This window comes from Pseudomonas sp. IT-P395, assembly GCF_949767675.1.
Classification (GTDB): Bacteria; Pseudomonadota; Gammaproteobacteria; order Pseudomonadales; family Pseudomonadaceae; genus Aquipseudomonas.
Window position 1 is genome coordinate 265,336 of the sequence record NZ_CATKPW010000055.1, and the last position, 21,665, is coordinate 287,000.

General features: G+C 59.2%; 20 protein-coding genes, 4 tRNA genes and 1 pseudogene. 16 read left to right on the forward strand and 9 right to left on the reverse strand.

What is annotated here, in order from left to right; translation table 11 throughout:
• The first annotated feature begins 10 nt into the window (after nucleotides 1-10).
• From ACM6IN_RS23360 to thiO, 4 genes are read left to right on the forward strand one after another with little or no spacing between them, the layout of a single operon-like run.
• Nucleotides 11-490, forward strand: a complete 480-nt coding sequence (locus tag ACM6IN_RS23360; RefSeq protein ID WP_414916773.1) for a PilX N-terminal domain-containing pilus assembly protein — start codon at nucleotides 11-13, stop codon at nucleotides 488-490.
• Complete coding sequence (locus tag ACM6IN_RS23365) at nucleotides 477-3,560, forward strand: pilus assembly protein (protein ID WP_414916774.1); 3,084 nt, start codon at nucleotides 477-479, stop codon at nucleotides 3,558-3,560. Before ACM6IN_RS23360 ends, ACM6IN_RS23365 begins: the two co-directional genes overlap by 14 nt.
• A 15-nt stretch (nucleotides 3,561-3,575) precedes the next feature.
• Nucleotides 3,576-3,977 (forward strand): type IV pilin protein, encoded by a 402-nt coding sequence (locus ACM6IN_RS23370; protein WP_007909846.1) that lies wholly within the window; start codon nucleotides 3,576-3,578, stop codon nucleotides 3,975-3,977.
• A gap of 57 nt (nucleotides 3,978-4,034) precedes the next feature.
• A complete protein-coding gene (thiO, locus tag ACM6IN_RS23375; RefSeq protein WP_007909847.1) occupies nucleotides 4,035-5,135 on the forward strand; it encodes a glycine oxidase ThiO in 1,101 nt (366 codons plus the stop codon).
• Nucleotides 5,136-5,250: 115 nt separating this feature from the next.
• On the opposite strand, the gene ACM6IN_RS23380 is transcribed toward thiO, so the two are convergent.
• The 4 genes from ACM6IN_RS23380 to ACM6IN_RS23395 all read right to left on the reverse strand — a co-directional run bounded on the left by ACM6IN_RS23380 (nucleotide 5,251) and on the right by ACM6IN_RS23395 (nucleotide 9,558).
• The gene (locus tag ACM6IN_RS23380; RefSeq protein ID WP_414916775.1) at nucleotides 5,251-6,597 is read right to left on the reverse strand and encodes a sigma-54-dependent transcriptional regulator; all 1,347 of its coding nucleotides are present in this window, start codon (nucleotides 6,595-6,597) and stop codon (nucleotides 5,251-5,253) included.
• Nucleotides 6,594-8,183 (reverse strand): sensor histidine kinase, encoded by a 1,590-nt coding sequence (locus ACM6IN_RS23385; RefSeq protein ID WP_095114078.1) that lies wholly within the window; start codon nucleotides 8,181-8,183, stop codon nucleotides 6,594-6,596. Before ACM6IN_RS23385 ends, ACM6IN_RS23380 begins: the two co-directional genes overlap by 4 nt.
• A complete protein-coding gene (locus ACM6IN_RS23390) occupies nucleotides 8,173-8,415 on the reverse strand; it encodes a PP0621 family protein (protein ID WP_007909852.1) in 243 nt (80 codons plus the stop codon). Before ACM6IN_RS23390 ends, ACM6IN_RS23385 begins: the two co-directional genes overlap by 11 nt.
• A 126-nt stretch (nucleotides 8,416-8,541) precedes the next feature.
• Nucleotides 8,542-9,558, reverse strand: coding sequence for an outer membrane protein assembly factor BamD (locus tag ACM6IN_RS23395; RefSeq protein WP_007909854.1), 1,017 nt, complete (start codon nucleotides 9,556-9,558; stop codon nucleotides 8,542-8,544).
• A gap of 151 nt (nucleotides 9,559-9,709) precedes the next feature.
• Here ACM6IN_RS23395 and rluD point away from each other — a divergent pair, with 151 nt between their 5' ends.
• The 9 genes and pseudogenes from rluD to ACM6IN_RS23440 all read left to right on the forward strand — a co-directional run bounded on the left by rluD (nucleotide 9,710) and on the right by ACM6IN_RS23440 (nucleotide 16,590).
• Nucleotides 9,710-10,672, forward strand: a complete 963-nt coding sequence (gene rluD / locus ACM6IN_RS23400; protein ID WP_007909858.1) for a 23S rRNA pseudouridine(1911/1915/1917) synthase RluD — start codon at nucleotides 9,710-9,712, stop codon at nucleotides 10,670-10,672.
• A complete protein-coding gene (pgeF, locus tag ACM6IN_RS23405) occupies nucleotides 10,669-11,391 on the forward strand; it encodes a peptidoglycan editing factor PgeF (RefSeq protein ID WP_123375915.1) in 723 nt (240 codons plus the stop codon). The genes rluD and pgeF overlap by 4 nt, the downstream gene beginning before the upstream one ends.
• 130 nt (nucleotides 11,392-11,521) lie before the next feature.
• The gene (clpB, locus tag ACM6IN_RS23410; protein ID WP_007909871.1) at nucleotides 11,522-14,086 is read left to right on the forward strand and encodes an ATP-dependent chaperone ClpB; all 2,565 of its coding nucleotides are present in this window, start codon (nucleotides 11,522-11,524) and stop codon (nucleotides 14,084-14,086) included.
• 297 nt (nucleotides 14,087-14,383) lie between these two features.
• Nucleotides 14,384-14,459 (forward strand) — tRNA-Asn (locus ACM6IN_RS23415).
• Nucleotides 14,460-14,468: 9 nt separating this feature from the next.
• Nucleotides 14,469-14,545: transfer RNA gene (locus ACM6IN_RS23420), tRNA-Pro, on the forward strand.
• Between the two features lie 5 nt (nucleotides 14,546-14,550).
• Nucleotides 14,551-14,626 (forward strand) — tRNA-Lys (locus ACM6IN_RS23425).
• 97 nt (nucleotides 14,627-14,723) lie between these two features.
• A tRNA-Pro gene (locus ACM6IN_RS23430) sits at nucleotides 14,724-14,800 on the forward strand.
• 164 nt (nucleotides 14,801-14,964) lie between these two features.
• Nucleotides 14,965-15,735 (forward strand): annotated as a pseudogene (locus ACM6IN_RS23435) (MCP four helix bundle domain-containing protein); the annotation flags it as partial.
• Nucleotides 15,727-16,590 (forward strand): methyl-accepting chemotaxis protein, encoded by an 864-nt coding sequence (locus ACM6IN_RS23440; protein WP_409212654.1) that lies wholly within the window; start codon nucleotides 15,727-15,729, stop codon nucleotides 16,588-16,590. The pseudogene ACM6IN_RS23435 and the gene ACM6IN_RS23440, both read left to right, overlap by 9 nt.
• Nucleotides 16,591-16,648: 58 nt before the next feature.
• Here ACM6IN_RS23440 and ACM6IN_RS23445 read toward each other — a convergent pair whose 3' ends face one another.
• The 5 genes from ACM6IN_RS23445 to ACM6IN_RS23465 form a co-directional block, all read right to left on the reverse strand.
• On the reverse strand, nucleotides 16,649-17,056 hold the full coding sequence (locus ACM6IN_RS23445) for a hypothetical protein (RefSeq protein ID WP_016986236.1): 408 nt from the start codon (nucleotides 17,054-17,056) through the stop codon (nucleotides 16,649-16,651).
• A 303-nt stretch (nucleotides 17,057-17,359) separates the two neighbouring features.
• A complete protein-coding gene (locus ACM6IN_RS23450; protein WP_007909874.1) occupies nucleotides 17,360-18,658 on the reverse strand; it encodes an NAD(P)/FAD-dependent oxidoreductase in 1,299 nt (432 codons plus the stop codon).
• Between the two features lie 63 nt (nucleotides 18,659-18,721).
• On the reverse strand, nucleotides 18,722-18,895 hold the full coding sequence (locus ACM6IN_RS23455) for a DUF3094 domain-containing protein (protein ID WP_007909875.1): 174 nt from the start codon (nucleotides 18,893-18,895) through the stop codon (nucleotides 18,722-18,724).
• A gap of 51 nt (nucleotides 18,896-18,946) precedes the next feature.
• Nucleotides 18,947-19,474 (reverse strand): MOSC domain-containing protein, encoded by a 528-nt coding sequence (locus ACM6IN_RS23460; protein WP_414916776.1) that lies wholly within the window; start codon nucleotides 19,472-19,474, stop codon nucleotides 18,947-18,949.
• Nucleotides 19,471-20,097 carry a DUF1780 domain-containing protein gene (locus tag ACM6IN_RS23465; RefSeq protein ID WP_007909887.1) on the reverse strand — a complete coding sequence of 209 codons (627 nt, stop codon included), beginning with the start codon at nucleotides 20,095-20,097 and terminating at the stop codon, nucleotides 19,471-19,473. The genes ACM6IN_RS23460 and ACM6IN_RS23465 overlap by 4 nt, the downstream gene beginning before the upstream one ends.
• A gap of 130 nt (nucleotides 20,098-20,227) precedes the next feature.
• On the opposite strand from ACM6IN_RS23465, the gene ACM6IN_RS23470 reads away from it, so the two are divergent.
• From ACM6IN_RS23470 to ACM6IN_RS23480, 3 genes are all read left to right on the forward strand, one after another.
• Nucleotides 20,228-20,695, forward strand: a complete 468-nt coding sequence (locus tag ACM6IN_RS23470; RefSeq protein ID WP_414916777.1) for an FAD/FMN-containing dehydrogenase — start codon at nucleotides 20,228-20,230, stop codon at nucleotides 20,693-20,695.
• Complete coding sequence (locus ACM6IN_RS23475; protein WP_123375917.1) at nucleotides 20,692-21,381, forward strand: energy-coupling factor ABC transporter permease; 690 nt, start codon at nucleotides 20,692-20,694, stop codon at nucleotides 21,379-21,381. The genes ACM6IN_RS23470 and ACM6IN_RS23475 overlap by 4 nt, the downstream gene beginning before the upstream one ends.
• Before the next feature lie 65 nt (nucleotides 21,382-21,446).
• Nucleotides 21,447-21,662, forward strand: coding sequence for a hypothetical protein (locus ACM6IN_RS23480; RefSeq protein WP_007909901.1), 216 nt, complete (start codon nucleotides 21,447-21,449; stop codon nucleotides 21,660-21,662).
• Nucleotides 21,663-21,665 lie beyond the last annotated feature (3 nt).

Genomic DNA, 21,665 nt, shown 5'->3' on the forward strand with positions numbered 1-21,665 from the left:
GGGCGCGGCGATGAGGATGACTCTCCACACCCGTCAGGCGCAGCACGGCATGGTCTTGCTGGTCAGTCTGGTATTCCTGTTGTTACTGACCCTGATTGGTCTGTCGTCGATGCAGAGCGCCAACCTGCAGGAAAAAATGGCCGGCAGCGTGAGCCTGCGCAATCAGTCGTTCCAGACTGCCGAGGCGGCGTTGCGCATTGGCGAAAGTGCGGTGCAACTGGACAGTTATTCGCTGGCTGTATGCAGCGGTACCACGCAATGCGCGCCGCCGGCGGAGTCGTCGGTGGTCAGCGCGGCGGGACTCAATTCGACTTCCGGGGTGACCTGGATTGCGGCCGGCAATGGATTCTATGGAGTACAGAACATCGGTACGACTCTGACGGCCGTGAACGTACCGAGCAACACCTCGGTGACGTTGTATCGGGTTACAGCGGTCGGCATCGCCGGCACTTCGCGTAGCGTGGTGGAGAGTGTTTATGCGAAGTATTGAGCGCTGCATATCACTATGGATCGGCATGCTGCTGAGCTGTTATCTGGCCGCGCCGGCGTATGCGTTCACGCCTTCCGATTCGCCGCTGTTGAGTGCGGCAGCGGTACCACCCAACGTCATGCTGCTGATCGACGATTCGGGGAGTATGAACAGCATCATCTATGCGACCGGTTTTGACCCCACCGACAATTTCACCCCGGCCCGGCAATGCAACGCCTTACTTGGCCTGTGCCTGAGTTCGACAGCGATTACCGGCGATACGATCTTTCTGTCCAGCCTGCCGACATCAGGTTGCTCCGGCGGCGCCTATGCGTTCTACAACAACAGTCTGGCGCCGTTGTGCCTGAAGCTGCCGGATCCGGTCGGCAGCGGCAATACGCGTTACTCAGGGGATTACATTTCCTACGTATTCGGCATGGCCATCAACAACGGCACACGCGATTTCACCACCGGGGCGATTCCCAACGACTACCGCATCAACGTCGCGCGCAACGTCTCCACGGCATTGGTCAGCAGCAACCGCACGTTGCGTATGGGTCTGTCGACATTCAATCCGGCCACCAGCAACAATTCCGGCAATGGCGGTTTCATTGCTCGTGCGATCAGCGATTTGTCGCCGGTGTCCGGCAGCGTGACTCAAGCCCAGGCCGACTCCAATTACAACGCACTGATCTCTTCCATCAACGGTTTGAGCGCCGTGGCCAACACGCCGTTGGCGGAAACCTATTACGAAATCACTCGTTACATGCGTGGCATGGCGCCGTACTACAACAGCACACCGACCACCTACACCAGCCCGATTCAGTACCGCTGCCAGAAAAACTATGGTGTGGTGATCACCGACGGCTTGCCGACCTTCGACCGTACTTTCCCCACCAATGACCCACTGGGCGGCAGCCGTTTGCCGAACTGGGATGGCGTCAACAATGACGGCAACAACCTTAACGGTGATGGTGAAGGGGATACGCTGTATCTGGATGACATCGCCAAGTTTGCCTTTGACATCGATATGCGTTCGACCGGCACCGACGCAGCGGGTAAGAGCTGGAGTGCGGTGGATTTTCCCAAACAGAACATGAACACCTACACCGTGGGTTTCACCGCCGATAATGACATGCTGTCGGACGCCGCCAGTTATGGACAGGGCAGGTATTACCAGGCGACCGACAGTACCGGGCTCAACGCCGCCTTATCCTCGGCGCTGAGCGACATCACGTCCAAGGCCGGCTCCGGCGGCGCGGGAGTCACCAGCGGAACCACACTGACGTCCAGCAGCAGCTTTTATCAAACCACTTATGACCCCAAGGACTGGCGCGGCACGATCAAGTCGTTTGGGTTCACCTCGACCGGGACGGTCAATACCTCGGCGGCGCAGTGGACGACCGACACCACCATCGTGCCAGCCGCCACCGCCGCGACCTTTCAGTCATGGAATACCCTGAGCAACGCAGCGGTAACCCTGGCTTACGGCAACTTTTCCCCGGCCCAGCAGACCACGCTGAGTCAGGGATTGCCCACCGGTATCAGTGGCATTGATCTGGTGGAGTGGAGCAAGGGCACGAACAAGGCCGGGCTGAAAGTGCGCAGCGTGCTGCTCGGCGACATCATCAATTCGCCGCTGGTGCTGGCTTCGCCATCAGACAAAACCGCCTCCGATCTTTCCGGCGACACCAGCTACAGCACTTACCTGGCCACCAAGGCTGCGAATATGAACACCAGCCTGGTCGTCAACGCCAACGATGGTTTCGTCAACGTGATCAATTCGGCGAACGGTACTCGCCGTTACGCCTACATGCCGTCCAGTGTGCTGCCGTCATTGCGCCTGATCGCCGATACCAACTACGTCAACGGTGTGAGCCACAAGTTTTTGGTAGACGGTCAGGTTGGGGTGTTCGACGCGCAGTCCGGCACCGCGTGGAAAACCCTGGCCATTGGCGGCACCGGTGCCGGGGGTAAAACCTTCTACGGGCTGCAACTGTTTGATGCGTCTGCGGGCAATGTGATCAAGGCCTTGTGGGAGGTCAGTGCGCCGGCCACCGCCAGTGCTGCGAACGCATTCAATGATCTGGGTTATGCCTACGCCCGTCCGGAAGTGGCACGCTTGGCCAATGGTCGCTGGGCGACATTCATTGCCAATGGCTACGGCAGTAATTCGGGCGTGGCGGCCCTGTATGTACTGGATGCGCTGGACGGTTCGCTGATCAGGAAAATCGTTATCGACAGCACGGAAACCACCAACGGTTTGTCGTCGGTGAAACTCAAGGTCAACTCTTCGAATGTGGTGCAGGCCGCTTACGGTGGCGACTTGAAGGGGCGGTTATGGAAGTTCGACCTGAGTGCCACGTCCTCCGATAGTTGGGGCGTGGCGTTTTCCGGCAAGCCACTGTTCACCACGGCGGGCGGGGCGACTCAACCGATCACCGCGCAGCCGTTACTGGCGGATAACGCGCTGGGCGGCAAACAGGTCTTCGTCGGTACCGGCAAGTTCAATGAAACGGCCGATAAGACCAACAAGGATTTGCAGGCGTTCTATTCCGTGTGGGACGCCGATGGTGGTTCTGGACAGTTGACCGTCAGCAGTTTGCAGCCGCAGGCGATCACCGGATCATTCTCCGGCAGCTCTGGACAGTTTCTGACCACAACGCAGAATGACACGACGTATCCGGCGGAGAAGGGTTGGTATCTTCCGCTGGTGTACAACAACGTGCTGACCGGCGAGCGGGTGATCAATCAGGCGAGTATCGTGCTGGGCCGTGTTGTCTTTACCACGGCGAGTGTTGATACCACTGATCCCTGTGCGAGTTTTGGTACCGGCAAACTGGTCGAACTGGATGCGTTCAGCGGTAAGATGCTCAATTACGCCGTGCTCGATACCAGCTCTGACGGTTTGGTCGACAGCAATGACTCGATCTCCAGCGGCGTGATATTCACCGGTGGCATTCCGACCCTGAACTTCGTCTCCAGCGATGGCAAGCGCAAGGGTACGACCGACACCAGTGGCACCATCACGATCATTGTAGAAAAGGGCGGTGGCGGCAGCCGTCGTATCATGTGGCGACAAATACAGTAAGCGAGAGTTTGAGGCATGCGCAGATCCAACCGAGGCTTCACCCTGATCGAAATCATGATCGTGATTGCGATCATCGGGATCGTCATCACCATCGCCGCACCGAGCTATACCGAATATGTGAAAAAGGGCCGTCGCGCCGAAGTGGTGTCGCTGCTCTCGGAGCAGGCGCAGACCCTTGAACGTTTCTACACCAAGAGCAATGTCTACACCGGCGTTACCGGGCTCAGCACGGGCACTGATTTCTACACCATCACCCCGACCATCGCTGACCAGACCTTCCTGTTGACCGCCACCCGCAAGACGGGCACGGCCATGGCCACCGACAAATGCGGGGATTTCACCCTGACCAACACCGGTGTCAGAAGCATGAACAACGCGACTACCGGGCTGACCACCAAGGATTGCTGGGGCCGCTGAGGCGCTTTCTTTCGGGTGCCTTTTGCGCCCACTGTCTTTTTTACGGTTGGATCAAACATGACCAGGCAACAGCAAGTGGTGATTGTCGGTGGCGGGGTGATTGGCCTGCTGACCGCCTACAATCTCGCCTCCGAAGTACGCAGCGTGGTGCTGCTCGATCGCTCGAACCTCGGCCAGGAATCGTCCTGGGCGGGCGGCGGTATCGTTTCGCCGTTATATCCGTGGCGTTATAGCCCGGCGGTCACGGCACTGGCGCACTGGTCGCAGGATTTTTATCCACAGCTCGGCGAGCGTTTGTTCGCTGACACCGGGGTGGATCCTGAAGTACATACCACCGGCCTGTACTGGCTGGATCTGGACGATGAAGCCGAAGCGCTGGCCTGGGCCGAGCGGGAAAACCGGCCGCTGCGGGCTGTGGATATCTCGGCGGCGCATGATGCGGTGCCGGTGCTCGGTGGCGGTTTCTCCCGAGCGATCTACATGGCGGATGTCGCCAACGTGCGCAATCCGCGTCTGGTGAAATCACTGAAAGCGGCGTTGCAGGCACTGCCTAACGTGACGATTCATGAACAGTGCGAAGTCAGCGGGTTTGTCCGTGAGGGCGGGCAGGTTGTTGGCGTCGAGACGTCGAAGGGTGTGATCAACGGTGATCAGGTCGTACTGACCGCGGGGGCGTGGAGCGGTGATCTGCTCAAGACGCTGGATCTGACATTGCCGGTCGAACCAGTCAAAGGCCAGATGATTCTCTATAAATGTGCGGCAGATTTCCTGCCGAGCATGGTGCTGGCCAAAGGGCGTTATGCAATTCCGCGTCGTGACGGTCATATCCTGATCGGCAGCACGCTGGAGCACGAAGGTTACGACAAGACCCCAACCGACGTTGCGCTGGAAAGTCTCAAGGCTTCAGCGGTGGAATTGTTGCCGGCGCTGGCAGAGGCCGAAGTGGTAGGGCACTGGGCAGGGTTGCGTCCGGGGTCGCCGGAGGGCATTCCGTACATTGGCCGTGTGCCGGGGTTTGCCGGGTTGTGGCTGAACTGCGGACATTACCGCAATGGGCTGGTGCTGGCGCCAGCGTCGTGTCAGTTGTTTGCCGATGTGATGCTGGGAAGGGCGCCGATTATTGATCCGGCGCCGTATGCGCCTGAAGGCCGCATTTAGTCTGATATTTCTCTGTAGCCTGGCAGATCGCTTTCGCGAGCAGGCTCGCTCCCACAGTTGATCTTTGTCGGTCAAAAAATCCAATGTGAGAGCGAGCTTGCTCGCGAAGGGGCCCTCAGTCCAAACCGAGTTTTTTCAGCCTGTAACGCATCGACCTGAACGATAGACTCAAGCGCTGCGCCGCCGCCGTACGATTCCAGCGCGTCTCCTCCAGCGCTTGCAGAATCAGCTTCCGCTCGACGTTCTCCAGGTAATCCTCAAGATTGTCGATCTGCGTCAGATCGGCAATCCCGCCATCCGCCGCGCAGTTCCCCTCGCTCAAGCGCAAATCCTCTGCCTCGATCGTGCGGTTTTCACACAAGGTGTGCGCCCGTTCGAGCACGTTTTCCAGCTCCCGCACATTCCCCGGAAACCGGTAATTCTTCAGCGCTTCCAACGCCTGCGGATGCAAGCGTGCTGCTGGTTGGCCGGTGTCCTTGGCGAGGCGCTTGAGCATATTGGCTGCCAGCACTTCAATGTCATCACGGCGCTCACGCAGGGACGGCACGCGCAATTCAATCACGTTCAGGCGGTAATAAAGGTCCTGACGAAAGCGTTCGGCCGCGACCTCGGCATCGAGGTCCTTGTGCGTGGCACAGAGGATCCGCACATCGACCACGCTTTCCTGCTGACCGCCAACACTGCGCACAGCTTTTTCCTGAATCGCTCGCAGCAGTTTTACCTGCATCGACAACGGCAAGTCTGCCACTTCATCGAGGAACAACGTGCCGCCGTGGGCCGCCTGAAACAGCCCCGGCTTGTCTTCGACCGCGCCGGTGAAACTGCCTTTGCGATGGCCGAAAAACTCGCTTTCCATCAGCTCCGAAGGTATTGCCCCACAGTTCACCGGCACGAACGGCTGGCTGGCGCGTGGCCCTTGTTCATGGATCAGCCGCGCGACCAGTTCCTTGCCACTGCCCGACTCGCCACTGATGTACACCGGCGCTTGGCTGCGAGCGAGTTTGTCGATTTGCTTGCGCAGACTGCGCATCGGCTGCGAATCGCCCAGCAAGCGCCGTTCTATCGTTGTAGAGCTGCCTCCTGCCGCCGGCATGCGCAGGGCCGTGCCGACCAGTTCGCGCAGGCGCGTGAGGTCGACCGGTTTGGTCAGGAAGTCGAAAGCACCTGCTTTCAAAGCGTTGATGGCCGTTTCCAGGCTGCCATAGGCGGTGATCATCGCCACCGGCAGTTGTGGATAACGTTGCTGGATGTGCTGCACCAGTTCCATCCCCGTACCATCGGGCAGGCGCATGTCGGTCAGGCACAGATCGAAGTTCTCGCGGTTCAGCAGCGCCTGGGCTTCAGCCAGATTGCGTGCGCTGTAGGTGTCGAGCTTCATCCGTCCCAGAGTGATTTCCAGGAGTTCGCGGATGTCCGGTTCGTCGTCGACGATGAGGATTTTTTGCCGTGGGCTCGTATTCAACTTTGTTTCCGTCCGTGAGCAAAGGTGATGCGAAAGCAGCCGCCGCCTTGGCGTGATTGAAAGTCTAGGCGCGCTTGGTTGCTTTCGCACAGCTCACGGGACAGATAAAGCCCAAGGCCGGTGCCCTGGCTGCTGGTGGTGAAGAACGGTTCGAACAGATGCGCCTGTTCATCGGCAGGCACGCCGGGGCCGTTGTCCTGCACTTCAAGGACCGCCAACTGGCTGTCGGCGTCGATGAACAGGGCCAGCCAGACTTGCGCCTGATCGTGCAGCAGGGCGCTGTGGCGCCAGCCGTTGCGTAACAGGTTGTCGAGAATTTGCGTGAGCTGGTTGGGGTCCATCAGCGTGGTGAAATCCCCCGAATTGATTCGCAGGTGAATCTGCTGTCGCTCGCTGGCCTGTTCGCGGCTTTCAACAACGAAGTTTTCCAGCCACGGCTTGAGATCCAGTCGTTGCGGGGCGCTCTGTTGGCGGCGAGACAGTTGCAGGACGTTTTCGATGACTCGGTTCATGCGCTGGGAGTGGTCTTGAATGATCTGCGTCAGACGCCGATCGGCGCTATCGAGTTCCTCGGATTCAGCCAATAGCTGTGCGGCGTGACTGATGGCACCCAGCGGGTTGCGGATCTCATGGGAGATGCCAGCGGTCAGTCGCCCCAACGCAGCGAGTTTCAGTTGCTGAGCTTGTTGGGCGATTTGCGCGAGGTCTTCGAGAAACACCAGGGTTTGCTGGTTTGGGCTTTGTTCGAGGGCGATGAAACTCGGTTGCAGCTCCAGGCCGTTGCCGGGGATTTTCAGGCTCTGTGGGCGCAGGGTCGGGTTGTTCATCCACAGTTGCAGGCGATCAACCAGCGCCATCGAATAGTCATCGATCAGATGTCCCTGAAGTTGCGATTGCGCGAGCAGGGTTTGTGCGCTGTGGTTGGCCAGTTGCACCCGACGCGCCTCGTCGAGCACCAGAATGCCGGTGCGCATGCGTTGCAGGATCAGCGCGTTGAGGGCTTCGAGCCCCACCACTTCGCTGGCGCGTTGCTCGGCCAGGGTTTCGCTGACCTCCAGGCGTCGGATCAAGCCTTGCACCAACAGCGAGGCGGCAAAGCACAGAGCGCCGAGGGTGCCGGCCTGCAAGTATTCATTGGCGCTCAGGGGATGGTTGAAGCCGAGCAGGAAACTTGAGCCGACGATGCCCAGCGCACCGATAGCGGCGATCAACAGGCCGATGCGTCGCCGTAGCAGGGTGTTGCTGATCGCCACCGAGACAATCAGCAAATTACCCAGCGCACTGCCGACGCCGCCCGCAGCAAAGAACAATGCGCATAAAAGCAGGATATCGACGAGGGCCAGGCTGAATAGCTGCGCCGGCCGTCGTGTGTTCTCCAGGAACACCACCAACAGAATATTGAGGATCAGGTACAGCCAACTGCCACCGCGCAGCAATTCGTCATTGGCCGACGTCAGCAGGCGGTTGTCCATGTTGCTGGAGATCAGCAGCACCAGGGTGATGCCGATGCTTAAGCGGTAGAGATGATAAAGGCGCAGCAGGCGCTGCGCCTGTTTGCTGTCGGCGTGGGTGGCCTCAGCGATCACTGGAGCCCGGGCCTTGCTCGAGGTGAGCCTGGCTGCAATACCACTGTTGTTGCACGCTCAGCGCACGGTCGCGCGGCAAATGTACGCCGCAATGGGCGCAGCGCACCATCGGTGGCGCGTCCTGTTCGCGATTTGGGCGATTGGATGGGTTGGATGCGGCAGGCGCCTTGAATTTACGCCACAACCATATCGCGGCAAAAATCACGACGATCCAGAACAATAAACGAAGCATGATGAGCGGCTTTTCGACTGATGATCCGGCAGTTTAGCCAAGGAGCTGACGAGCGCACAGCGGATTAAAGCGCAGAAATGAAAAAGGGAGATCCGCAGATCTCCCTTTTCTGTACCGCCGGTGTGATCAGTCGAACACGCCGAAAGTCATGTAGCTGAACCACGAGCGGTCGGTGTTGCTCGACTCTGGTTCCGGCTCTTCGATCACGTCGCCGTTTTCGTCTTTAGGCTTGAGCTCGTTCGGGATCGCGTCTTTCGCGTCCTGGAACTGCTTCTGCACGTCCTGGTTGGCGCGGGTTTCGCCCGGCGGCAGCGGTGGACGCGACTCGATCAGACCCAACGTCGCCTTGCTCAGGAACGAACGGTTGTCGGCTTCGGCAACCCGTGGCACGAACTGGCCGTCTTGCAGGCTCGGGTGGTTCGGGTAGTTGAGCTTCAGGGTTTCCAGGCTGGTGGCCGCCAGTTCGTCCAGGTGCAGACGCTGGTAGGCTTCAGTCATCACTGCCAGGCCGTCGCCGACCGATGGGGTTTCCTGGAAGTTTTCCACTACGTAACGGCCACGGTTGGCAGCGGCTACATACGCCTGACGGGTCAGGTAGTAGTCGGCCACGTGGATTTCGTAAGCGGCCAGCAGGTTGCGCAGGTAGATCATGCGCTGCTTGGCGTCCGGCGCGTAGCGGCTGTTCGGATAACGGCTGGTCAGCTGTGCGAACTCGTTGTACGAGTCGCGGGCGGCGCCCGGGTCACGCTTGGTCATGTCCAGCGGCAGGAAGCGCGCCAGCAGGCCGACGTCCTGGTCGAAAGAGGTCAGACCTTTCAGATAGTAGGCGTAATCCACGTTCGGGTGCTGCGGATGCAAACGAATGAAACGCTCGGCGGCGGACTTTGCAGCTTCCGGCTCGGCGTTCTTGTAGTTGGCGTAGATCAGCTCCAGCTGTGCCTGATCGGCGTAGCGACCGAACGGATAACGCGACTCCAGAGCCTTCAGCTTGGCTGTGGCGCTGGTGTAGCTGTTGTTGTCCAGGTCAGTCTGAGCCTGCTGATACAGCTCGGCTTCGCTGAGGTTTTCGTCTACGACTTCCTTCGATGAGCAAGCAGCGGTCAATGCGAGGATGGCGATCAGCAGCAGGTGTTTCACTTGCATGGCGGCTTGCGTCCCTATGACGGCCGCTGTCTTGGGCGGGGCCGTCCTGTTATGATGAGCGCCCCGTTGAAAAGCCTCGGGGCAAAAGACGCCGTATTTAACCACAAGCGCGCAGCCGAAACCAAAAGCTGTGCCGACGCACAGTCAGAGCATGTCCGATAAAATTGAACTTCGCGCAGAGGTGCCGTCCGAATTGGGCGGCCAACGCCTCGATCAAGTCGCTGCCCAACTCTTCGCTGAGCACTCACGCTCGCGCCTTTCCGCCTGGATCAAAGAAGGTCGCCTGACTGTGGACGGGGCGGTCATCCGCCCGCGCGACATCGTGCATGGCGGTGCCATCCTTGAGCTGACTGCCGAGCAGGAAGCCCAGGGTGAATGGATCGCTCAGGACATCGAGCTCGACATCGTCTATGAAGACGACGACATTCTGGTGATCAACAAGCCTGCGGGCCTGGTGGTACACCCGGCTGCCGGTCACGCCGATGGCACCTTGCTCAACGCCTTGCTGCACCACGTGCCGGACATCATCAATGTCCCGCGTGCCGGCATCGTGCATCGTCTGGACAAGGACACCACCGGTCTGATGGTGGTGGCCAAGACCATTCAGGCGCAGACCAAGCTTGTTACTCAACTGCAGAGTCGCAGCGTCAGCCGCATCTATGAGTGCATCGTGATTGGTGTCGTGACCGCCGGGGGCAAGATCAACGCCCCGATCGGTCGTCACGGCCAGCAGCGCCAGCGCATGGCGGTTATGGAAGGTGGCAAGCCTGCCGTCAGCCACTACCGCGTGCTGGAGCGCTTCCGCTCCCACACCCACGTACGGGTGAAGCTGGAAACCGGTCGTACGCACCAGATTCGCGTGCACATGTCGCATATCAACTTCCCGTTGGTCGGTGATCCGGCGTATGGCGGCCGTTTCCGCATTCCGCCGGCGGCAAACCCGACGATGGTTGAGTCCCTCAAGCATTTCCCGCGTCAGGCCCTGCATGCGCGCTTCCTTGAACTCGATCATCCGACGACCGGTGTGCGCATGAGCTGGGAATCGCCGCTGCCAGAAGATTTCGTCTGGCTGCTGACCCTGCTCAAGCAGGATCGCGAGGCCTTCGTCGGATGAACTGGCTGACGCCGGACTGGCCTGCGCCGGCCAGCGTCAAAGCCTGCGTCACCACCCGCGAGGGCGGTGTCAGCGAGGCGCCGTTCGACAGCCTCAATCTGGGCGATCATGTCGATGATCGTCCTGAGGCTGTTGCCGAGAACCGACGGCGCCTGACCGATCACTTCTCTATACAGCCTGCCTGGTTGCAGCAAGTGCACGGGATTGCCGTGGCGCATGCTGATCCGGGCATTGTTGCGACTGCCGATGCCAGCTGGACGGCAACGCCGGGCATTGCCTGCGCGGCGATGACGGCAGACTGTCTGCCAGCATTATTCTGCGATCGTGCCGGTACTCGCGTCGCAGCGGCTCACGCCGGTTGGCGTGGTCTGGCGGCGGGTGTGCTGGAAGCGACCCTCGACAGCCTCAATGTTCCGGCTGAAGACGTTTTGGTCTGGCTCGGCCCGGCGATTGGCCCGAAGGCCTTTGAAGTCGGCCCGGAAGTGCGGGAAGTCTTTATTGATCAATTGCCCGCAGCGGCAGATGCCTTCGTGCCGAGCCACAATGCCGGCAAGTTCATGGCTGACATCTACTTGCTGGCGCGCCTGCGCCTGGCGGCTCGTGGTGTCACAGCGGTTTACGGCGGTGGCTTCTGCACCGTGACCGATCCACGCTTCTTCTCCTATCGCCGTGCTTCACGCACCGGTCGCTTCGCCTCCTTGGTTTGGCTCACCCGCTAGACTGTCTGATCTGCATCAACTGCCTGACGCTTGAATCTTGCAGAATCGACCGCATCTACAGTGGTATCTGGCAGGTTTCTTTATTCAGGATGGTTTTTTAGGTCCGGCCTGCTCAAAAGGAAGGTGACCCATGCGTATAGACCGTTTAACCAGCAAATTACAGTTGGCCTTGTCCGACGCCCAGTCGTTGGCTGTCGGCCACGATCATCCGGCCATCGAGCCGGCGCACTTGATGCAAGCCATGCTTGAACAGCAGGGTGGTTCGATCAAACCTCTGCTGATGCAGGTGGGCTTCGACGTCAACAGCTTGCGTAAAGAGCTGACCAAAGAGCTCGACCAATTACCAAAAATCCAGAACCCCACTGGCGACGTCAACATGTCGCAGGATCTGGCGCGCCTGCTTAACCAGGCTGACCGGCTGGCCCAGCAGAAGGGCGATCAGTTCATTTCCAGCGAACTGGTGTTGCTCGCGGCGATGGACGAGAACAGCAAGCTCGGCAAGTTGCTGCTCGGCCAGGGCGTGAGCAAGAAAGCTTTGGAAAACGCGATCAATAACCTGCGTGGCGGCGAAGCGGTTAACGACGCCAACCACGAAGAGTCGCGGCAGGCGCTGGATAAATACACCGTCGACCTGACCAAGCGCGCCGAAGACGGCAAGCTCGATCCGGTGATCGGTCGTGATGACGAAATCCGTCGCACCATTCAGGTTCTGCAACGCCGCACCAAGAACAACCCGGTGCTGATCGGCGAGCCCGGCGTGGGTAAAACCGCAATCGCCGAAGGCCTGGCGCAGCGCATCATCAATGGCGAAGTGCCGGACGGCCTTAAAGGCAAGCGTCTGCTCTCGCTGGATATGGGCGCGTTGATTGCCGGTGCCAAGTATCGCGGTGAGTTCGAAGAGCGCCTGAAATCGCTGCTCAACGAGCTGTCGAAGCAGGAAGGGCAGATCATTCTGTTCATCGACGAACTGCACACCATGGTCGGCGCCGGTAAGGGCGAAGGTTCGATGGACGCCGGCAACATGCTCAAGCCAGCACTGGCGCGCGGCGAGTTGCACTGCGTCGGTGCGACCACGCTCAACGAGTACCGCCAATATATAGAGAAGGACGCGGCGCTCGAGCGACGCTTCCAGAAAGTATTGGTGGATGAGCCAAGCGAAGAAGACACCATCGCCATCCTGCGGGGCCTCAAAGAGCGTTACGAGGTTCACCATAAAGTGGCGATCACCGACGGCGCGATCATCGCCGCGGCCAAGCTCAGCCATCGCTACATCACTGACCGGCAGTTGCCGGACAAGGCCATCGACCTGATCGACGAGGCCGCGAGCCGTATCCGCATGGAAATCGATTCCAAGCCGGAAGTGCTCGATCGTCTGGAGCGTCGCCTGATTCAGTTGAAGGTGGAATCCCAGGCGCTGAAGAAAGAAAGCGACGAAGCGGCGATGAAACGTCTGGAAAAACTCCAGGAAGAAATCGTCCGTCTGGAGCGCGAGTACTCGGACCTGGAAGAAATCTGGAACTCGGAGAAAGCCGAGGTGCAGGGTTCTGCGCAGATTCAGCAGAAGATCGAACAGTCGCGTCAGGAGCTGGAAGCCGCACGCCGTAAGGGCGACCTTAACCGCATGGCCGAGTTGCAGTACGGGGTGATCCCGGATCTGGAGCGTAGCCTGCAAATGGTCGATCAGCACGGCAAGAGCGAAAACCAACTGCTGCGCAGCAAAGTGACTGAAGAAGAAATCGCTGAAGTTGTATCGAAGTGGACCGGCATCCCCGTGTCGAAAATGCTCGAAGGCGAGCGCGACAAGCTGATGAAGATGGAAAGCCTGTTGCACAAACGCGTGATCGGCCAGGAAGAAGCGGTGGTTGCCGTCGCTAACGCTGTACGCCGTTCGCGTGCCGGGTTGTCCGATCCGAATCGTCCAAGCGGCTCGTTCATGTTCCTCGGCCCGACCGGTGTCGGTAAAACCGAACTGTGCAAGGCGCTGGCCGAATTCCTCTTTGATACGGAAGAGGCGATGGTGCGGATCGACATGTCCGAGTTCATGGAGAAACATTCCGTGGCGCGTCTGATCGGTGCGCCACCGGGATACGTCGGCTATGAAGAGGGCGGTTACCTGACCGAAGCGGTGCGTCGCAAGCCTTATTCGGTGATCCTGCTGGACGAAGTCGAGAAGGCGCACCCGGATGTGTTCAACATCTTGCTGCAAGTGCTCGAGGACGGTCGCCTGACTGACAGCCATGGCCGTACGGTGGACTTCCGCAATACCGTGATCGTCATGACCTCGAACCTGGGGTCGGTACAGATCCAGGAGCTGGTCGGTGATCGTGAAGCGCAGCGTGCTGCGGTGATGGATGCGCTGACGTCGCACTTCCGTCCGGAGTTCATCAACCGGGTCGACGAAGTGGTGATCTTCGAGCCACTGGCGCGGGATCAGATTGCGGGCATCACCGAGATCCAGTTGGGTCGCCTGCGTACGCGTCTGGCTGAGCGTGAGCTGAAGCTGGAACTGAGCCCGGAAGCGATGGATAAGCTGATCGCTGTCGGTTACGACCCAGTGTATGGCGCACGTCCTTTGAAACGCGCGATTCAGCGCTGGATCGAAAACCCGCTGGCGCAATTGATCCTTTCGGGTCACTTCATGCCAGGCGACACCGCAACCGGCGTGGTTGAGAACGACGAAATCGTTTTCAACTAAGTCCAAACGCCAATGAAAATTGGCAGGCCCCACCTTGTGGGGCCTTTTTTTTCGTTAGGCTGTTGAACTCAAAGGAAAAGGCTTGTAAAGTGCGCCCCGCAGTCAGTCGCCAAGACGGTCTCAGCTCACTGAGTTGAAATCTGAAATAAGTTGCAAATCATTAACTTGAAAGCAATTTAGGGGGTTGACAGAGGTGTTCTAGGTTGTAGAATAGCGCGCCTCAGACACACGAACGCAGCGATGCGAACGAGTGACTGAAAGCAACAAGTTTCACCGTTGTAAATTGAAATATGTAGTTCCGTGATAGCTCAGTCGGTAGAGCAAATGACTGTTAATCATTGGGTCCCAGGTTCGAGTCCTGGTCACGGAGCCAATTTCAAACCGGGGTATAGCGCAGTCCGGTAGCGCGCCTGCTTTGGGAGCAGGATGTCAGGAGTTCGAATCCCCTTACCCCGACCATTTTTGGGTCGTTAGCTCAGTTGGTAGAGCAGTTGGCTTTTAACCAATTGGTCGTAGGTTCGAATCCCACACGACCCACCATTTTTGAAACCAGTTAGCGCTGGGATCGAATCTTAAGATCAGAGGCCAAAAGCGCTGATCGAAGAAGGCGATCTTTGAAAGGTCGCCTTTTTTTTACCGGGGTATAGCGCAGTCCGGTAGCGCGCCTGCTTTGGGAGCAGGATGTCAGGAGTTCGAATCCCCTTACCCCGACCATATTAAAAATCCTCGTATCGAAAGATACGGGGATTTTTTTTGTCCGACAAAAACTCATTTCCCTTCAAGTCATCATACAACCTGCCGATAGCCCGCTAACACGAGGGGACTGCCATGGCTTTCGCCCCTTGAATCTGGCCAATACAAGAATAAGGGCGTGCGTCATGTTGCTTCGTCAGTTGAATATTGCTCCCCGGGCTGCCTTGGGATTTGCCCTGATTGCGGTGTTGGTCGCCTTGCTCGGCGTGTTTGCGCTGGGGCAGATGTCGAGTATTCGCGACAGTGAAGTTGCGGTAGAAAATCAGTGGCTGCCAAGCATTCGTGGCGGCGACGAGATTCGCGAGATCATGCTGCGCATTCGCACCATCTCGTTGCGCATGGCGCTGGACCAGGATGCGAACAATATCGCCACCTACCGCAGCCAGATGGACACCCGCGACAAGGAGCTGAGCGAGAAAATCGCCGCCTACGACAAACTGGTCAACACCCCGGAAGGCCAACAGTTATACGACCAGTTCAAAAAAACCTTCGCCGCGTATCGCAGCGGTATCGCTCAATCCTTCGCCCTTGCCGAGCAAGGCAAGCGTGATGAGCTGACCAAGTTGCTGTTGGTCGACATGAAAACTGTCGTCGATGGCTCCGGCAAACAACTCAACGACCTGGCAGACCTGTTTGCCAAACAGGTCGCGGCTGAAAGCCAGAAGTCCGCTGCGCACTACGAAAACTCGCGCACGATCGTCAGTTTGTTCATTGCGTTGGCCGCGCTGGCCACGGTAGCACTGGCGATGATGCTCACGCGCAGCATCGTTCGACCGCTGAGCAGTGCCGTGAGCGCCGCAGAAAGTGTCGCGCAGGGTGATCTGACCCGGCCGATCGAAACTCATGGCAACGACGAAGTCAGTCGTTTGCTCAAAGCCTTGGCGACCATGCAGCAAAACCTGCGCGAGACGCTGCAAGGCATCAGCGGTTCCGCCACGCAACTGGCGACCGCTGCCGATGAACTCAATGCGGTAACACTCGACAGTACGCAAGGGCTGCAACAGCAGAACCACGAAATCGAACAAGCCGCGACAGCGGTCAATCAGATGACGGCTGCGGTGGAAGAGGTCGCACGCAATGCGGTGTCGACTTCTGACGCGACCCGCCAGTCCAGCGAGTCGGCGCATCTGGGCCAGGTGCGTGTCAGTGAGACCGCCACGGCCATCAACGCACTGGCCAGCGATGTGCAACAGACCGGTGAGTTGGTGCAATCACTGGCCAACCAATCGCAGGACATCGGCAAAGTACTCGACGTGATTCGGGCGATCGCCGAGCAGACCAATCTGTTGGCGCTCAACGCGGCTATTGAAGCGGCGCGGGCCGGTGAGAGCGGGCGAGGTTTCGCCGTAGTGGCCGATGAAGTACGCGCGCTGGCCTATCGCACGCAGCAATCGACTCAGGAGATCGAGCAGATGGTCCAGGGCATGCGCAGCGGTTCGAGCCTGGCGCTGGATTCGATGCAGGCCAGTACCGCGCGGGCGACGACCACGCTGGCCTTGGCTGAGCGCGCCGGTGAGGCGCTGCAAACCATTACCGCGTCGGTGCATGAGATCCATGAGCGCAATCTGGTGATTGCCAGCGCTGCGGAAGAACAAGCGCAAGTCGCGCGGGAAGTGGACCGCAATCTGGTGAATATTCGGGATTTGTCGGTACGTTCTGCCGCCGGTGCCGACCAGACCAGCGCCTCCAGCCATGAGTTGTCGCAACTGGCCAATGCTTTGCAAGGCATGGTGCGGCGTTTCCAGCTGTAAATAACCACGCATAAAAAAGCCGCGCTTCTCTCAGGAGAAGCGCGGCTTTTTCTGCCGATCAGGCGCCGTCTTGATCTTTCAGGTGCTCGAACAGACCTTTTGGCATCTTCTTGCCGTTGGCTTCAAAGTTGGCCTTTACGTTGTTGTAGGCCTCTTGCTCGTCGATGAAACCGTCATGGTTGGTGTCGATCTTGTCGAAGTCGGACTTCGGTGCGACTTTGAGGAATTCGGCGCGGGAGACCTTACCGTCACCGTCGCTGTCAGTCTTGGCCATCGAGGCATCGCCGCATTTGCCTTCACCGCATTTGCCTTCCGGCGCTTTCACCGAGGTTTCCGCCGAGGCGACCATGTAGCCCTGTGCCAGTGGCTGGGCGGCAAACACCGATCCGGACAACATCAGCCCGCCAGCCAACGCTGCGCCGATCAGGCCAATGGATTTTTTACCGAGGGTCGAAGTACGGGACATTTACATTCTCCTGGCTGCACAACGCAACCACACGTTAAGGACGAAAGCCTGAGCAGGTGTGCTCGGGTGTGGCCATTAGGCGGTGGCGGTGTATCGCGACTGTGTCGCGCAGCGGGGGAGTTTGTAAGCGAAGGAGGGAAAAGCGGGGCGGGGATACAGTAAGAAACAGATCTTTCGATCAACACAAAACATTGTGGGAGCGAGCCTGCTCGCGAATGCATCAGATCAGTCGCATCAATAACGACTGACAGAACGCTTTCGTCGGATCGCCGCCCGGAGCAGGCTCGCTCCCACAGGTTTACATCAATGCAGTTTCAGACGCGGTTCAGTGCCACGGCCGATCTTGCTGCCCAGCATCAGCATCGCCGTGCGGAACGGCCCGTACAGCGCCATCTGGTGCATGCGGTACAGCGACACGTAAAACATCCGCGCCAGCCAGCCTTCAAGCATCACGCTGCCGGTCAGGTTGCCCATCAAGTTACCCACCGCCGAAAAACGCGACAGCGAGATCAGCGAGCCGTAGTCGGTGTACTTGTACTCCGGCAGGGTCTTGCCTTCGATGCGCAGCTTCAGCGACTTGGCCAGCAACGACGCCTGTTGGTGCGCGGCTTGCGCCCGTGGCGGCACGTTACGATCGGTGCCCGGTTGCGGGCACGCAGCGCAATCGCCGAAGGCAAAGATGTTTTCGTCGCGAGTGGTTTGCAGCGTCGGCAGCACTTGCAGCTGATTAATGCGATTGGTTTCCAGACCGTCGATGTCCTTGAGGAAACCTGGTGCGCGAATACCGGCAGCCCAGACTTTCAGGCTGGCCTTGATCTCATTGCCATCGGCCGTGATCAGACTGTCGGCGGTCACTTCGCTGACCGACGCGTTGGTCATGACCTTGACCCCGAGCTTTTCCAGGGTTTTGTGCACCGGCCCGCTGATACGCTCGGGCAGGGCCGGCAACACCCGTGGGCCGGCTTCGATCAGAGTGATGTGCATGTTTTCCGGTTTGATCCGGTCCAGACCATACGCCGCCAGTTCATGGGCGGCATTGTGCAGTTCTGCCGCCAGCTCGACGCCCGTGGCGCCAGCGCCGACGATCGCTACGCTGATCTGTTCGACCACATCGGTTTGCCCGGCGTGCGCACGCAGATAGTGATTGAGCAGTTGTTGGTGGAAACGCTCGGCCTGTTTGCGCGTGTCGAGGAACAGGCAGTGCTGCGCCGCGCCCTGAGTGCCGAAATCATTGGTGGTACTGCCGACGCTGATCACCAGCGAGTCGTACTGCACTTCACGCGCCGGCACTAGCTCGACGCCGTTTTCGTCGTAGGTCGCCGCCAGCTGGATTTTCTTCTGTGCGCGATCAAGCCCGCTCATGCGCCCCAGCTGGAACTCGAAGTGGTTCCATTTCGCCTGGGCAACATAGTTGAGTTCGTCTTCGGAAGAGTTCAGCGATCCGGCGGCCACTTCGTGCAGCAGCGGTTTCCAGATGTGTGTCAGGTTGGCGTCGACCAGCATCACACTGGCCGTGCCGCGCTTGCCCAGAGTCTTACCCAGACGGGTAGCCAACTCCAGACCGCCGGCGCCGCCGCCGACAATAACAATACGATGGGACATAGGGATAACTCGCAAGGTTTTTAAAGGAAATCGGTGTCGTTACCCAAGCGAGCGCGAGGCAGCTCATAGCGTCAGGTAACTGATAAATCGGCTCAACAGGCCCAGACCAATGGTCACTGCCAGCACCAGCACCAGGAGCATCCACGGCCGGAAAGGCCGGCGCTCGACTCGGTGTTGGGACAGTTGCAGGTACTCTTCGACATGTTTCTGGTCTTCGGGGTTCAGGCGGCTGGTCATATTTGCCTCGTCAGGTAGACGTTGCTGAATGGACAGAAGCTACAGCGGTTTTTATCCGGGGTTGAACGCAGCATAGCCGCTGTCCGGAACCGGCTCGACGCTGACCCGGTCTTCGAGGCGAATGATCCCGCTTTGTAACACCCGCGCGGTAATTCCGCCATGTCCGCGCACCGCTTGAAAGGTGCCCGGGCCGAGGTTGTTCTGCAGGCGTGCGCAGGGCTGACACCAGCCCGTGGTTTCGAATATTGCCTGACCGATGCGAAAGCGCCGACCTTTCAGGCTAAACAAATTGATACCGCTGATAACAAGGTTGCGCCGCAGGTCTTCAGGCCTGACGGGTTGATCGTCGGGGCGGCCCATCAATGCGCTGATCACTGCCAGATGTTCCCACTGGACCAACGTCACCTGCCGCGCGTTACGCACACCGGGACGGGCGTGATCGCCGGTCAGCCCTGCTTCCAGACGCGCTTCCACCGCATCAAGTTCGATCATCGGCCCACGGGATTCCGGACGCACGCCGATCCAGCGCACGCGGCCGGTTTGCGGCACATCGGCGATCAATTGCTGCAGCGGCGTCACAGGCTGATCCCGACATCGAAAACAATGCTGCGACCGAGGTTGCTGCGCAGAAAGTCCGGCGCATCCGGATGGGCGAACAGCACGCGGGCGAAAGTCGGGCCGACCAGCGACAGCGAGCGCCAGCCCTGGCGCAGATATTCGGTGGGCGGGGGGAAATGGCTGTTCAGATCCAGCACCTCACGTTTAAGACTGGCGAAGGCGATGATATCCAGTTCGCCCAGATCCATGCCGCGTTCCTTGTAGTTGTGGGCTTTTTTGCGCAGGGTCGGCGCCAGTCGCAGCAAGAATTCATTGGCCGGGATCCGTTTCGGTTTGGCTTCGCGGCGCACCAGTTGGCTGAGGGAAAAGGCGCTGCGGCGGCGCTGCAGTTCATCGCGCCATTCGTCGTTGAGTCGGCGCCCCTCGTCGAGCACGAAGAACACCTCGAAATTGGCATCGCGAAACAGCACATCCGGCGGTTCGCCGGCCGGCGCGAATTCGTCGGCGCGGTAGGGAATGTTGAGGCCTTGCAGCAGGCGTTGGCAGACCCAACGCTCACGCTCCCATTTGCGGGCATTGGACAGAAAGGCGTTGGCCTGCTCGGCCGCGATGGTCAGCAGGCGTAAATAATCTGAGTCATCCATAAGCCCAAGCTTAGCGTTCAAATGCGACAAGCTGAAAGCGTTACGCGGCAAAGTGCATCAGTGGGCAGTCGAGAAGGGCGGTGTAGACTCATGGCAATCGATTATTTGCGCCAAACCGTGAGGACTCATCGTGAAATTTCGCTGGCTGCTGCTGTTTGCTGTTTTTCCGCTGTGTGCCCATGCACTCGAAACCGGCGAGCGTCTGGCTCCCTGGACGTTACTCGATCAGTACGAGCAACCCTTCACCCTCGACAACAGCACCACCACGCTGCTGGTGGCGCGCGATATGGACGGCGCCAAACTGATCAAAGAAGCGTTGAAGGATCGGCCCAAGGGCTATCTGGAGGCGCGCCACGCAGTATTCGTTGCCGACATCCAGCGCATGCCGGCGCTGATTGCCAAAATGTTTGCCGTACCGGCCATGCGCGACTACCGCTATCGAGTCATGCTCGATCGAGAAGGTCGGGTTGCATCGCGCTATCCCGGCGCGGAAGGGCAGGTGTTGTGGTTGCAACTCAAGGACGGTCAATTGCTCTCGCAACGTGAATACGCCAACGCGAGCGAGCTGCGCGAGGCACTGGAGAAGGCGCGCCCATGATCGGCGTCGAGGTGCTGGCGACTGAAAGTCTGCTGCTGGGCTGGCTGATTTACTTGCCGGTGTTGCTCTGGGCGATCATGCGTGCACCGTGGGTCGAGTTGTTCAGCGACAGCCGGCGTCAGCATCTGCTGTTCGGCACCGTGTTTGCGTTGTTTCTGTTGTGGTTGATGCGCAGGGATTTCGATACCGGTGTGTCGTATCACTTCCTCGGCATGACGGCGGTGACACTGCTGCTGGACTGGCCGCTGGCGATCGTCGGCGGGCTGGTGGCGCAAATCGGCCTGGTGCTGCTCGGGCGTCAGGATCTCGCGGCGATGGGGGTCAATGGTGCCTTGTTCATTTTGCTGCCGGTGCTGGTCACCGAGTGTGTGGCGATCCTCGTCGAGCGGGCGCAGCCGCGCAACCCGTTCGTGTACATCTTCTGTTCCGGATTTTTTGCCGCCGCGTTGTCGGCCCTGTTGTGCCTGATCCTCAGCCTGACGCTGCTGTGGTACGACGGCCTCTTCGCCATGCCGGAGTGGCTGGAAGACTTCATCGGTTACGTGTGGCTGATCATTTTCCCCGAGGCGTTCATCAACGGCATGATCGTCAGTGCGCTGGTGGTATTCAGCCCGGAATGGCTGGAGACCTTCAACCGCACGCGCTACCTTTCGGCGCCGTGGAAGGACGACGACCCCAAGTCTTGATCCACATCAAACCCGCCACGCGCGGGAAATTTCATGCTCGCGCAAATCTCTTCAGGAGCAGCGGCATGAGCGTTTACGAGTGGGCAAGGCAGGAAACCCGACAGAGTCTGGACATGGCGCAGGAGGTGGGCTTTGACCCGGGGTTGAGTTTGCGCGCCTTGCTCAGTGCGGTGGTGCAGCAGAGCAAGGCCGTGCGCAACGCCGAAGACCTGGCCGACGAGTTGCGCTTTCTGGCGGAAAACCTCGACGACGATCAGGACTACGGCTTTATGCGGCCCTGAGAG

Coding starts and splice junctions, on each gene's coding strand:
- ACM6IN_RS23450 (WP_007909874.1), bottom strand. CDS start 18,658: ATGTCCCATCGTATTGTTATTGTCGGCGGCGGCGCCGGCGGTCTGGAG.
- ACM6IN_RS23390 (WP_007909852.1), bottom strand. CDS start 8,415: ATGCTTCGTTTATTGTTCTGGATCGTCGTGATTTTTGCCGCGATATGG.
- ACM6IN_RS23455 (WP_007909875.1), bottom strand. CDS start 18,895: ATGACCAGCCGCCTGAACCCCGAAGACCAGAAACATGTCGAAGAGTAC.
- pgeF (WP_123375915.1), top strand. CDS start 10,669: ATGAACTGGCTGACGCCGGACTGGCCTGCGCCGGCCAGCGTCAAAGCC.
- clpB (WP_007909871.1), top strand. CDS start 11,522: ATGCGTATAGACCGTTTAACCAGCAAATTACAGTTGGCCTTGTCCGAC.
- ACM6IN_RS23395 (WP_007909854.1), bottom strand. CDS start 9,558: ATGCAAGTGAAACACCTGCTGCTGATCGCCATCCTCGCATTGACCGCT.
- ACM6IN_RS23360 (WP_414916773.1), top strand. CDS start 11: ATGAGGATGACTCTCCACACCCGTCAGGCGCAGCACGGCATGGTCTTG.
- ACM6IN_RS23445 (WP_016986236.1), bottom strand. CDS start 17,056: ATGTCCCGTACTTCGACCCTCGGTAAAAAATCCATTGGCCTGATCGGC.
- thiO (WP_007909847.1), top strand. CDS start 4,035: ATGACCAGGCAACAGCAAGTGGTGATTGTCGGTGGCGGGGTGATTGGC.
- ACM6IN_RS23480 (WP_007909901.1), top strand. CDS start 21,447: ATGAGCGTTTACGAGTGGGCAAGGCAGGAAACCCGACAGAGTCTGGAC.
- ACM6IN_RS23365 (WP_414916774.1), top strand. CDS start 477: ATGCGAAGTATTGAGCGCTGCATATCACTATGGATCGGCATGCTGCTG.
- ACM6IN_RS23370 (WP_007909846.1), top strand. CDS start 3,576: ATGCGCAGATCCAACCGAGGCTTCACCCTGATCGAAATCATGATCGTG.
- ACM6IN_RS23475 (WP_123375917.1), top strand. CDS start 20,692: ATGATCGGCGTCGAGGTGCTGGCGACTGAAAGTCTGCTGCTGGGCTGG.
- ACM6IN_RS23440 (WP_409212654.1), top strand. CDS start 15,727: ATGCAGCAAAACCTGCGCGAGACGCTGCAAGGCATCAGCGGTTCCGCC.
- ACM6IN_RS23465 (WP_007909887.1), bottom strand. CDS start 20,097: ATGGATGACTCAGATTATTTACGCCTGCTGACCATCGCGGCCGAGCAG.
- rluD (WP_007909858.1), top strand. CDS start 9,710: ATGTCCGATAAAATTGAACTTCGCGCAGAGGTGCCGTCCGAATTGGGC.